We start from the raw sequence: 13,119 nt of genomic DNA on the forward strand, positions 1-13,119 counted from the left end.
AGTCGCGGCCGCAGCAAGCTGATCGCGAACCGTCTTCTCCGTAGCGGACAGACCCTTCGTGCCATCGGTATCAGCCGCAGCATCGAAATCAGCGAACTCATCGTTAACTTCGGAGTCAACGCCCTCGAACAGGCGGCCCTCGTCGGTCCAGCCACCGGAGGTGCTGGTCGTCGAGGTCAGGAACCTGATCTCACGAGCATTCTGCGAGTAGAAGTGCTCGCCGCCCTTCGACAGACGATGCACGGTCTTGTCTCCCAGCACATCGGCATTGGTCTCATGCACGAACACCAGCTTCTCCCAAGCGGCCTTCAGCTCGGAAACGATCTTGGAGGAAGCATCGGCAGAGATCTCGTCGCCGTTCGAGGCCTCGAACTGGGCCTGCTTGTACTCCTTCTCGGCTTGCGTGTAGGCGGCGGAGAACTCCTTCCAGGAAGCGGCAGTGAACTTATCCTTATCAGCGGTGGTCACGTAGTTGAGAGCGGCCTTGACCACATCCTCATCAACCTTCGTCCACTTCGCGGTCAGGACGAAGTCGTTGCCGTTGTTCACCCTAGCGGCGACGTTGGCATCGAAGTCGAAGTCCTTACCGCTGTACTGCCAGCCGGCCAGCACGTAGCCGGAACGGGTCCACGCCGGGGCCTGGGACTCGGACACGAAGTCGGAGCCCTTCACGGTCACGGACACATCCGACTGGTTGCCGTTGTACTCGGTGTCACGGAACGTGACCTTCACCTCGGAAGTCGTGGCCTCCCAAGAGGCGGTCACAGTGGTATCGCCATACACGCGAGAGCTGTTGGCGTCCTCGGAGGGGCCTGCGGTCCAATCGATGAAGTTGCCGGCGGCGTTCTTCCAACCCTTGAACACGTAGCCGTCACGAGTCGGATCAGTCGGCTTGGTAACATAGCCGAACGCCTTGCCGCTGGCGTCCTTCTCCGTCAGAGCGACCGGCTGATCGGCCACGGCGGAGCCGCCCTTCGAATCGAACTTCACGGTCGCGTAGGAGACGAAATCGTCACCACGGTAGTTGTTGTTGCTGTTGGAACCGTCGTTGACGGTCACCTCGGAACCGGCAGCGAACTTCTTCTTGGACTGGAAGTTCACCCACGAGGACGGGACCTTGTCGGCACCGGCGGAGATGAACTTCGGCGTGGGGACATTCGTGCCCTCGACCGCATCCACCGAGTACTTGTTCGTATCCTTGTCACCGTCGATGGCCGCGTTCACGATGCCGTAGTTGCCGCCCTCGGACTTGGAGAACGACACGGTCTTCACGTTCTCGGCGCGGGTCTCGGCCGCGATCGTCACGGAACCGGAAGCCGGACGGCCGACGTTGATCGTGGCCAGATCCTTCGTGGCCACCGTCGCGGTCGTGCCATCGGCGTAGGTCACCTTCCAGTTCTCGACCAGCACGCCATCGGCAGCATCATACGGCAGCTGCTGAGCGTTCAGGGTCTTACCCTTCTCAACATAGAACGCGCCGTCATCACCGAACGCGAAGTTCTCGGCGACGGAGTCGGCGTAATCGCCCTTGAGATCGTACTTGACCTCGACATACTGCTTCGAATCGTTGTCCGCGCTGCCGATGTACTTCGCGTACAGGTCCACATCACCGGACACCGTCGCCAGCGGATTCACATAATCGGAACCGCCATCGGTCTCCGTGAAACCGGTGAAGTTCTCCTTGGAGGCGATCGACTTCGCGGCATCCTGAGCGGCGTTCCAGATCGAATCGCCCGGGTACACGTTCTTCACGACCGTAGTGGCATCACCGTCGTGGAACGTGACCTTATACGTCTTGGTAGACGTCGCAGCGCTGGCCGTACCCGCAGCCACGCCCATCGTCGCGATCATCGCGAGAGAGGCAAGACCCGCGAGCGGCGCGCGCCAAACCTTGTTGTTTCCTGTCATTGTCAGGAACCTTTCTTCTAGGGACATCGGGTTTTTGTATGGAGACCTTCTCCATCCCGACTAAGTCATTTTCTACCCCCACCCCCCGGACATTGTCAACCTGAGTCTCGAAGGTCACCCTGCGAAACCCACAAGCTGGGACTCAGATGGCGCTCTGTCAACCTCCAGATATCTCCCCGAACCGCCCAACCTGACCACAGGTTCTCTCTCGGCTATTCCCAACCGCTTTCGCTTGAAATCATGCGCTTCTACGTAACTTTCCCGCGCATCATGAAACATGATCTCCCACTCGCCACGCTGTCGTTCGATTTCGCGTTTGTTACAGCCGTGTATAAGCGGAAGGAATATCTTCGGCGTGTCGCCGGATGTCCCTCGACCCGAACCGACGACACGCCAGACACTCGCCCTGCGCCCAATTCCATGTTCATGTCCATGAATGGCCTTATGGTTCGTTTTAGGCACAGGCTTTGTGTGCGAGCACGGGTTTTGTACCTGCAGTTGTAATGCGTGACGCAAACGCATTGCGCTTTTCGGGACATCGCGGTGTCTTCAGCCTCCACAGACCTCGGTCTGTGGAGGCTGAAGACATTCTGGGGCTGTTTACGAGCGCAACCTGCAGGTATGCTCTAGTGCCGCACCACAACTACCCCTCAGACCCGCTTTGCGGGCCAGCTCCCCTGCAAGGGGAGCCAATGAGGGCTAGAGGCCGGCGAAGAAGGCGTCCTCGCGCTTGTAGAGCACGGCAATCACCACTAAGACCACGGCACCGGCCGCTGTGGCGGCCAGATACCACCAGAGTCTCTTCGGCTCGTAGGTGAACTTCACCGTGTGGTTTCCGGCAGGCACGGCTACGGCGCGGATCAGACCGTTACCTTTATATATGGGAGTTTCCTGACCGTCTACTGAAGCCGCCCAGTCGCCATCATCGTATTCATTGACCAGCAGGTACTGCATGCTCTCGCTGGACACGACGATCGTCAGATCACCGTCATCCTGTTGATCCACGCTCTTCACGTCCGCGGTGGTGTCGACGCTCTCGGTCGGGGCGTCCATCGTGGTCTTCGCGCCTTCGGGAACCCCGTACTCCCGGCTGAAGAACACGGTGTTCTCCTGATACCGCTTCCCCATCGCGTCCAGCACCTCGTCGTTCGTATCGAAGACCTGGATGTTGTCCACAAGCTGCACCTCGGGCGCGGGGTTGTCCAGCTCCTTGACGAGCAGGCCGTCATCGCCGACGGCCTTCATGCCCTCGCCGCTCGAGTACTCGGGATTGTTCTCCTGCGTCTCACTGCTTACGATGAACTTGACGCCCAGGTAGCGCAACAGGTTCTCGTTGCTCACGTTCTTGAACACCGTGTTCGTGGGGCTCGACTCGTACGCGCTCTTGTCGATCGCCGTGTAGTACGCCTTGATGTCCGGGTTGGTCATGCTCAGGGCGTGCCCACGGATATCGCGCAGACCGTAGAACATGGACGAATCGGTCGGCAGATCCACGTTCTTGCCGACGATCTTCTCCCCGTTCCTCGTGTTCTCCTGCAGGTACTTGATCGTCGAGGTCGCCTGCGGGATCGCGGAGGAGCCCTTCTGGGTGAGCGGTAGGTACTGCATGGCGAAGTAGCCCGTATCGACCACCACCGCGGCGCAGAGGGCCACCGTGCACAGGACCGACATCGCCTTGGATGCAACCGCGAAGGCGGCGCTCCTGCGGAACAGGGCGGGCAGGCACGTCCGGCACAGCACCACCACCGCGAACACCGCCACCGTCAGGTACGCGATGCGCCGCTGCAGCGGGCCGAACTCGACGTTGTTCTCCGACACCAGCGGCGTGCCACGCGTCCTGAACGCCGCGTACACGTACACGGCGAGCGCCACGGCGGTCACCGCCCAGATGGAGAGCCGTTCGCACATCGTGTCGATCACGCGAGCAAGCAGATCGTCCATGTTGATGCCGAGCAATGCGGCGAGTGCGAAGTTGAGCAGGATGACGATGCGGAACTTGTATGACGTGTTGACCATCGGCATGTTCGTGAACACGATGTCAAGGTACGGCGTGAAGAGCAGGATGCCCACGATCGCGGCTGAGCAGGCGAAGAAGCCGACGCGCGGCTTGCTGCGGAATCGCACGATGGTGAACGCCACGGTGATGATGGCCAGAATGCCCGTCTAGAGCATGCTTTCGATGTTGTTCACCGTGTTATGGGTGGTCATGAACGGGAAGAACATGGTTTTGAGCTGTTCCGGCGCCAAACCGATGAAACTCCAGTTCGAGCGCGAATCCGAGTATCCGTTCGACCCCACCGACCCGAGCAGCTCGCCCGTGTACGGCAGGGACATGATCGCGCCGATCGCCACGGCTCCGATACCGGCCACCAGCGTGGCGGCGAGGCGACGCCACCTGCCCCAGTAGAGGCGGCAGGCGTAGAACAGCGCGTACGCGAATCCGAGGTAGAAGAAGTATGCGGCGAACGTGGGCATGCCGGCCATCAGCATGAGGAACGTGAGGATCGCGGTCCACACGATGTACTTGGCGCGCAGCTGCCTGACGAGCTTGTCGAGGACGAGGAACAACCATGGTGCCCACGCGCCGACCTCGGTGTGCGGCCAGCCCTGCCAAGTGACCATCGCAGCAGAGAGCGCGTACGTGGTGCCGGCGATGAATCCGCCGCGGGAGGTGTATCCCAGCTGGCGCAGGAGGAAGTACATGCCGAGGAACGCGATGACGACCTTGGCGACGGCGATCAGCGGCATCGCGATGTCGAACGGCAGCAGGTACAGGTAGTTGAACGGCGAGAAGTAGAGGTTGACGGTCATGGGTGCGCCGATGCTGAACGTCGGCACCCATGCGGTGATCAGTCCCTGATGCAGGGTCGTGTAGGCGATCGGCAGCACGTTGTCGGTGATGTCCGAGTAGCAGTAGCCCTGCGTGGTCACGTTCTCGGAGGCGAACGGCTTCCAGCGGTACAGGCAGTTGGTGTACGAGTAGTTCCAGTTGCCGAAGACGACCTGTCCGTACACGTACAGGAGAAGGGCGATCAGGCCGGCGCCCACGGCGATCGCGGCGATGCGATTGGTCGTTGCCCGAGTCAGCCGGCGTGTCTGCCGGTGTGGTGCTGCTTGTGCCGGTCGCGCTGATTGTACTGCCGATTGCGATCCGTCTGTAGACATGCCCGTATACCCATCCTGTGTATGCCGTCAAGAACGAGGCCGATGATACACGCGGCGACTTGACAACTTGCAACTGGGTATGTACTGGATGTTTCTTGAGAGCCCATGCGCCCTTCCGCAAGTTCGGCCGTTTGAGTACGATGTGGCACTGTCGAGCCCGAATCACCTGAAAAGGAAGCCCATGCGCGTCTTCATACAGATACCCTGCCTGAACGAGGAACAGACCCTGCCGTTGGTGCTGGAGAAGATGCCGAAGACCATTCCCGGCGCCGACGAGGTGGAGCTGCTCATCATCGACGATGGCTGCAGCGACAGGACCGTGGAGGTGGCGCGTTCGCTGGGTGTCAAGCATTTCGTCCACCACGCCAAGCCGATGGGACTGGCGCGCGCGTTCCGTGACGGTGTGGACTACGCCCTCAAGCACGGCGCGGACATCGTCGTGAACACGGATGGCGACAACCAGTATCCGAGCGAGACGATCGGCGACCTCGTGCAGCCGATCATCCGACACGAGGCGGATATCGTGGTCGGCGACCGTCAGACCGCCACCATCAAGGAGTTCAGCTGGTTCAAGCGCCGCATGCAGGCGTTCGGCTCGTGGGTGGTCAACCTCGCGGCCGGCACACACATCCCGGATGCTGCCAGTGGCTTCCGCGCGTACTCGAAGAGCTCTCTGCTGAAGCTCAATATCGTCACCGAGTTCAGCTACTGCATGGAGACGATCATCCAGGCGGGCAACAAGCGCATCGCGATCACCTCGTACGCGATCAAGACGAACCCGAAGACGCGCGAATCGCGCCTGTTCTCGAACATCTTCGAGCACATGGCGAAGTCTGGCGGCGCGATCATCCGCAGCTTCCTCATGTTCAAGGCGAACGTGATCTTCAAATGGGCGGCGATCGTCTTCGGCATTCTCGGTCTGATCCCGTTCGTGCGCTATCTGATGTTCTTCTTCTCTGGACATTCCGCCGGCCACCTGCAGTCGATGCTCGCCGGCGTGGCCTTGATCATGCTCTCCGCGTTCTGTGTGGCGCTGCAGATCATCTCCGAGGTGCTGCGCATCCAGCGCAAGCTCGTCGAGGACGAGCTGGAACGCACCAAGGAGCTCATGTACTGCCGTGAGAGCCAGCGCATGTGGGCGCAGCAGGACGAGTGGGGCGGCTACAGCGGCGTGTCCACGGGATTGACGGATTACGTGACGCAATTGGGCGCGAAGAAGATCGACGACGTCGAGAGCGAACCCCAGAATGAGCCCCAGGATGAGCCCCAGAACAAGCCCGTGAAGGAAGGTAAGGACTCCGAGTAGTGACGCAGCAGTCTGTTCGTAAGCCGCGTGTACTCGCGTTCGGCACGTACAACGTGCGCAAGCATCCCCGCGTGGGCATTCTGATCGACGGTCTGCGCGCCAACGGGTGCGAGGTGACCGAGATCAACCATCCGCTGGAGCTATCGACGGCGCAGCGCGTGGAGATTCTCAGGAAGCCGTGGAAGCTGTTCGGCTTCGCATGGGACCTGCTCGGCCTGTGGCATGCCCTACGCCGCGATGCGCGCGCGTGGATGCGCCGTCACGGTCGCCCGGACGCGGTGCTCGTGGGGTACATGGGGCATTTCGACGTGCTGCTCGCCCGTCGCCTGTTCCGCGGGATTCCGATCATCCTCGATCACATGATCTTCGCGGGAGATACCGCCAAGGACCGAGGCGCGCACGGACTCAGGGTTCGGCTGCTCAATCGTCTCGATCGCATGGCGATCAACTCGGCCACGCTGACCGTACTCGACACGCAGGAGCATCAGCTCATGTGCCGTCCGGGCGACCAGACCATGGTCATTCCGGTGGGAGCGCCTGCCGAATGGTATGCTGCCGGCTCCGCTGAGGCGGCTCGGGTTGCCGCGGGTGAGACCGCGCGGACGAACGACATCGTGTTCTACGGCCTGTACACGCCGTTGCAGGGCGTGCCGGTCATCGCGAAGGCCGCCCGCGAGCTGGCCAAGCGCGGGCTGACCCCGCATTTCACGCTGATCGGCAAGGGTCAGGACTACGCCAAGGTGCGCACGATCACGCACGGGCTCGACAACGTGGAGTTCCGTGAATGGGTGGAGCCCGAGGACCTGCCGGCGCTGGTGTCCTCGCACGCGATCTCGCTCGGCATCTTCTCGACCACATCCAAGGGACTGCACGTGGTGCCGAACAAGGTGTACCAGTCGATGGCGGCCGGGTGCGCGGTCATCACCTCGGATACGGCGCCGCAGCGGCGCGTGCTCGGGGACGGGGTCGTGTATGTGAAGCCCGGGGATCCGGAGGCACTGGCGGATGCCATCGAAGGGTTGCTGCGGGATCCGGAGGCGCTGGAGGTGGCGCAGGTGAAGGCGCTGGAAGCTTCGCGACGATTCTCCAGCGACATCATCACGAAGCCGCTATACCAGTGGATTCTGCACTCGATGCGTTGATGGTATCGGCTTTGCCGATGCTGTGTTTTCCGCGGCCTTTGGCTGCTTCTTCTCTCCCCCACCCGGCTTCGTCGGGAGCCCCCTCGTCAGAGGGGGCCAGTTTAGCGTTGAGCTTGCTTGCGAGTTAGGAGGCAGGAGAGAGACAATGGCGCCACGTAAATCATGGGGACTAGGTAGCGGACGCCTTCGATGGTGGCGCTGGTCGGTGAGACCCAGAGGAAGAGGAACGTAGCAAACATCGGCAGAAGCCATGCGAAGCGCTCCCTGCGGCGGCGCAGGCACTCGTAGACGAGGAACACCGGGATCCACGTGGCCCACAGGGCACGCGAGAACGGCAGCGCGCCGAAGAACGTGCCGGCCAGCCAGTCCATGCTGTCCTGCAGGAGCCTTGGCCCGGACGGGGCACGATGCACGGCGACACCGAGCTGTTCGGCCTCCGGGAAGCCGTGCGCGGCACCGAGCGCATAGATGTTGGCCACGTTGTGCAGCCGTCCATCCTTCGTGACCGTCGGGGCTCCGAGCCAGCCCTGTTCCAGCGCGAGATACGTCTCCACGTACGAGACCGGATGCTCGGCCAGATTCTTGACCCACACCTTCATGTACTCGCCGAGATGCCGGTTCTGCTCGTCGCTCCACGTGTAGCCCTTGACGCTGTCCGTGGCCCACCACTCGTAGCGCTTATCAACGTCGCGGCCAAGCACCTTGTAGATCGTCTCCTTGTCCTGCGGGCCGACCTCGTTCGGATGCTCACGCAGCAGCCTCGCAGACTGCTGGAACGCGATGCCGAGCACCTCCTGCTTGCCACCCTCCTGGATGCCGGCGATCGGGAAGACGACCTTCGGCAGAGCGACCATCATCACCAGAGCCGTGATGATCGCGGGAAGGAAGGCGCGGATGCGACGCCCTTTGGGCAGGAAGAACGGCAGGAACAGGCACGCGACGATCACCACGTACAGTCCCGTTTTCTTCGTCAGAGCCATGAGCACGGCGAACACGACGAACGCGGTCAACGCCCACGGATTGCGCAGGAAATCACCCTTCGTACGCGCGGTCTCGACGAAGCACAGGGAGAACAGCAGGAAGTACGGGAGGAACACGGCGTCCTTGGCCATCGCGCTGGAGTACATCGGGAAGATCGGGAACAGCGCGAAGAACAGCATCGCGGCCTTGCACAGCTGGCGCGGCACGCCGATCCGCCTCAGGTACAGCACGGTGAGGGCGAGTACGGACGCGGTGATCAGCGACTGGACGATCGAGTACAGGAACACGCCCGCGTTGCCGGAGCCGATCAGATTGCCGAACTTGACGAACGAACCGAAGATCAGGGTGTCGAACACCGGGTGATGGTCGGAGAGATGACTGCCGTCGCCGAACACGTTCGGGATACCAAAGAACTGCTGGAGCTGCTGCTGGGTGTCGTACCAGATCACGCCGGGGAAGGTGAGCAGCAGGTACGGGATCCAGCACAGGTAGATGATGCCGAGGGAACCGAGGAAGCCGCGGCGGGTGAGGGGGAACTCGAAATGGTGCTGGCCTTTGAGCTCGATATGCCCCTGCACGCGGCCCTGCTCGTTGTCGGCTTGTTTGGCCGAGAAGCGGTCGAGCAGACGATCGCCCGCGTAGAAGAGGGCGAACAGGAACAGCGTGTAGATCACGAATCGGAACGCGTAGTGGAACGAGAACGAGAGGTGATCCGTGAGCAGCAGCATCTCGCAGGCGGTGGCGAAGAAGCTGAGAATCGCGGCGATGAGCATTAGGGGCCACTGGGTGCGCAGGAGGCGCATGCCGGGGGTTTCGTCGCGGCCGGGGACGGTTTGGTTGCCGGTCTTTCCAAGACCAAGAACTTCAGTCTGTTCCATAGTTCCTTCTCGGATCATGAGTTCATTGACGAATTTACTACCCCTCAGTCCCGCTTCGCGGGCCAGAGCTCGTCCTGCAATTATGGACGCGCACGCGCGCATTTCACTGGCTCGCCTGTCGGCTCGCACGTTGCCTACAAACAGCTCTGCTGTTTGCTTTACGGCAACGTCCTAACAAGGGGAGCCGAGAATAAAGCTATACCGTGAACAGGGTACGCACGCCGGGGATCTGTCTCAAGACCACTGAGACGCCGAGGCAGCAGGCGAACAGGATCAGTACACATACGAGGTTGAGAACGGTCGTGATCACACCGCTGTTCAGGTGCGCCTCGAAGACGGCGGCGAGCGCCGGATGCGCCTGTGCCTTGGCGAACAGGACGATCGCCATCATGTGCAGCATGTAGATGCCGAACGTGTTCCTGCCGACGGTTTCGGCCGGCACGCGGATCGGGAGGATTTGGGTCTTGACGGTCAGGCACAGCATGAGCGCGAGTATGGTCGCGGCGAAGGTGGGCAGCAGCCAGTAGCCGTAGTCGATGGTGAGGTTCGTGCCCTTCGTGGCGTGCTGGAAGCGTTGGATACCGAATGAGATCGCGTAGCACAGGACGATCAGCAGTGCGGCGATCGGGCGGCTGATCGACCTCAGCGGCCAGCGGATGCCTTGAATGCCGCCTTTGAGACCTTCGGGCATCATCGAGCGGGCGACGAGACCGCCTACCGTGAAGTACAGGAGCACGTAGCCGTAGGAGCCGAAGATGTAGAACTCGTCGAGACTGCCGAGAATCGACGCGAGCTCGTGGTGCGTGGCGGCGCCGAGCATGTCGAGGAGGACGACGAGCGTGTCCTTGCCGACGGTGAGCGCGAAGATGACGCCGAGCGCGGCGCGCAGGGCGATGCGGCTGGGATCGTCGAACATGAGTTTGACGAGCGGGTAGATCAGGTACACGGCGAGCAGGGCGTTCATGAACCAGAAGTAGCCGACCGGATAGTCGCCGAATCCGCCGCCGAGCTGGAATCGCAGGAAGTTCTTGATCAGCGTGCCGATCGGGGCGGGGTGCGTGCGGTCGACGAATACGCAGAACAGCGCGACGATCGTCTTCCACACGGCGAGCACGGCGACGATCGTCAGGGTCTTATGCACGTGCTTGCGGATGTCGAGCGGGCGGGGCAGGAGCAGCGCGCCGTTGACGGCGAAGAACAGCGGCACGCACGCGACGCACAGGGTCGTCAGCAGCGTGCCGGCGATGCCGGACGAGTAGTAGCGCGTGTAGAACGAGTAGTGGAGGATCACCACGAACAGCATCGCGAGGCTTTTGGCGATGTCGTAGCCGATGATGCGCGGTTTCAGCTTCTTTGCGGCGTGAGTGCCGACTCCGCTGGCACCATGTGGCGTGTGCTGTTCTGGCATGTGATTCCCTTCCTGACTCCGGGACACGACAATAGCAAGGTTCGACCTGCGAATGTCGGGGAAGCATAGCTTCCTCACAATCTGTACGGAGAAGACGGAAATGTCGGGTAACAATGCCCCTGAATCGTGTGTCGAATCACTGATGGTCCGCTGAAGGTCAGCTTGGGACTCTCTGTAGAGGCGGCTATAGTGGGGCTCATGCCTCAGGAATCCAACAATCCGACCGTCGCCGTGCTCCTGCCCTGCTACAACGAGGAAGTGACGATCGGCAAGGTGGTGCGCGACTTCCGCGCCGCACTCCCCCACGCGGACATCTACGTGTACGACAACAACTCCACCGATAAGACCGCGTCCATCGCGGCCGCGGAAGGGGCGATCGTGCGCAAGGAGCCGCGTCAGGGCAAGGGCAACGTGATCCGCGCGATGTTCGAGGACATCGACGCCGACGTGTACGTGATGGCCGACGGCGACGACACGTACCCGGCCGATGCCGCCCCGGACATGGTCGCCAAGGTGCTTGAGGGCTACGACATGGTGATCGGCGACCGACTCTCCTCCACGTACTTCCAGGAGAACAAGCGCCCGTTCCACAACTTCGGCAACCGACTCGTACGCGATTCGATCAACGGACTGTTCGGCGCGCACGTCACCGACATCATGACCGGTTACCGCGCGTTCTCGTTCACGTTCGTCAAGACGTATCCGGTGCTCTCGCGCGGCTTCGAGGTCGAGACCGAGATGACGATCCACTCCCTGAACAACAACCTGCGCCTGTTCGAGATGCCGATCCAGTACCGCGACCGCCCGGCAGGCTCGGTGTCCAAGCTCAACACGGTGGGCGACGGCATCAAGGTGCTCTCCACGATCTTCCGCATGATCCGCGAGTACAAGCCACTGCCGTTCTTCGGCGGACTGGGCGTGATCATCGGACTGATCGGCGTGGTGCTGTGCGGCACGGTCACGATGGAGTTCGTGCACACGGGTATGGTCGCGCGATTCCCGACGTTGATTGGCGCGGTGATGCTGGTGATCACGGGATTGATGCTTATTATCGCCGGGATCATTCTGGATGTGATGGCGAAGAACGATCGGAAGACGTTTATCGTCGACGCGAATCGGTTCGCGTATTTGAAGCGGCGAAAGTAGGCGGATTAAGCGAAAGCCCCCGAGGACTTGCAGTCAAGTCCTCGGGGGCTTTCAACTTGAGAGGAACTCAGGCCGGGTAGGCCTTGAAGGCGGTGCCTTCGAGGGTCCAGCCGTTCTTCTGCAGCGTGGTGGCCTCGTTCTTGTCGGCCGTAAACAGGTGGTACCTCGTCGAGGGGTTGTAGACGCGATACACCGTCACGCTGCCGCCATCCGGAGCGTAGAACGCGATGCCCTCATCGCGCCAACCGGACTTGGCGAGCGTCTGACGTTCCAGTTCGGTGGTCGTGTACACGTGATCCTTGTGGGCCGCATTGTACAGACGATAGACCGGCTTGGAGTTCGCAGCCCCCTTGACGGCGGCGTGCATGGCCACGCCCTCGTTGCGCCAACCGCTGTTGGCGAGCGCGGTGGCCTCACCATCGCTGGCGGTGATGATGTGATCCTTGGTGGCCGGATTGTACATACGGTACACGTCCACCTTGTTCGGGTCGCCCGCCCTGACGAGCTGCCACTGCTGGGCGGTGGTGCCATTCAACGTGTACACCCACAGGGCCACGAGATCCGACGCATTGCCGGCCGGCACGTCCAGCGCCTTGTTGGAGTTGCTGTTGAGCAGGGCGATCTTGCCGTTGCCGTAATCGCGCACCTGCCAACGCTGGCTGGCCTTGCCGTTGCTGGCACGCTGCTGCACGGAGGCGCCGTCGATGTACGCGCCGCCGGCAACCTCGACCAGCTTGCCGGACTGCACGTTCATGATCTGGTAGATGCCGTTGCCCACCTGCGTGAAGCGGAACTGCTGGGCCTTGGTGCCGTTCGACGAGTAGATCTGGACCTGCGCGCCGTCGGTCGTGGCCGCACCGTAGATGTCGACGACCTTCTTGCTGTCGATCGCGGATGCGATGTTGACGTCGCCGTTCGTGATGCTCACGTTCGCGGACGGCAGGATGAACGTCTGCGCGGCGGTGCCGTTCGGCGTCCACAGGCGCACCGGAGTGCTGTTCGCCGACGAGCCGGAGGTGATGTCGAGCACGTAGTTGCCTACCGCGGACTGGATGTAGTAGCCGTTGCCGGCATCGCGCAGGAACCAGCGCTGGGCCTTCGAACCGCTGGCCGTGTTCTGCTGTACGGCCACGCCGTTGCCGCCATTGCCGTTCGCGGCCTCAAGCACCTTGCCGGAGTTCACGT

The 13,119-nt window shown here is 61.8% G+C and carries 9 protein-coding genes; 3 read left to right on the plus strand and 6 right to left on the minus strand.

The window, feature by feature from the left end:
* From BW11_RS05420 to BW11_RS05430, 3 genes are all read right to left on the minus strand, one after another.
* Positions 1-1,908: InlB B-repeat-containing protein (locus tag BW11_RS05420; RefSeq protein WP_181166134.1), on the minus strand; the 1,908-nt coding region annotated here is incomplete at its 3' end.
* A 699-nt stretch (positions 1,909-2,607) separates the two neighbouring features.
* Positions 2,608-4,047: a hypothetical protein gene (locus tag BW11_RS05425; RefSeq protein WP_140445826.1), complete on the minus strand. Its 1,440-nt coding sequence runs from the start codon at positions 4,045-4,047 to the stop codon at positions 2,608-2,610.
* Positions 4,048-4,071: 24 nt separating this feature from the next.
* Positions 4,072-4,956: a hypothetical protein gene (locus tag BW11_RS05430; RefSeq protein WP_140445827.1), complete on the minus strand. Its 885-nt coding sequence runs from the start codon at positions 4,954-4,956 to the stop codon at positions 4,072-4,074.
* Between the two features lie 298 nt (positions 4,957-5,254).
* Between BW11_RS05430 and BW11_RS05435 the strand changes: the two genes are divergently transcribed.
* The gene (locus BW11_RS05435; RefSeq protein WP_140445828.1) at positions 5,255-6,379 is read left to right on the plus strand and encodes a glycosyltransferase family 2 protein; all 1,125 of its coding nucleotides are present in this window, start codon (positions 5,255-5,257) and stop codon (positions 6,377-6,379) included.
* On the plus strand, positions 6,379-7,521 hold the full coding sequence (locus tag BW11_RS05440) for a glycosyltransferase (protein ID WP_140445829.1): 1,143 nt from the start codon (positions 6,379-6,381) through the stop codon (positions 7,519-7,521). The genes BW11_RS05435 and BW11_RS05440 overlap by 1 nt, the downstream gene beginning before the upstream one ends.
* A 101-nt stretch (positions 7,522-7,622) precedes the next feature.
* Here the strand turns inward: BW11_RS05440 and BW11_RS05445 are convergent, their stop codons facing one another.
* A complete protein-coding gene (locus BW11_RS05445) occupies positions 7,623-9,380 on the minus strand; it encodes a DUF6020 family protein (protein ID WP_140445830.1) in 1,758 nt (585 codons plus the stop codon).
* 196 nt (positions 9,381-9,576) lie between these two features.
* Positions 9,577-10,788, minus strand: coding sequence for an acyltransferase (locus BW11_RS05450; RefSeq protein ID WP_258184683.1), 1,212 nt, complete (start codon positions 10,786-10,788; stop codon positions 9,577-9,579).
* A gap of 198 nt (positions 10,789-10,986) precedes the next feature.
* Between BW11_RS05450 and BW11_RS05455 the strand changes: the two genes are divergently transcribed.
* Entirely contained in the window at positions 10,987-11,934 is a 948-nt protein-coding gene (locus BW11_RS05455) for a glycosyltransferase family 2 protein (protein ID WP_140445831.1), read from the plus strand.
* Between the two features lie 67 nt (positions 11,935-12,001).
* Here BW11_RS05455 and BW11_RS11535 read toward each other — a convergent pair.
* Positions 12,002-13,119, minus strand: a 1,118-nt coding sequence (locus BW11_RS11535) for an RICIN domain-containing protein (protein WP_181166135.1), incomplete at its 5' end; no start/stop codon positions are given.

Origin of the sequence: Bifidobacterium sp. UTCIF-38, from assembly GCF_006454495.1 — a bacterium.
GTDB lineage: Bacteria > Actinomycetota > Actinomycetes > Actinomycetales > Bifidobacteriaceae > Bifidobacterium > Bifidobacterium callitrichos.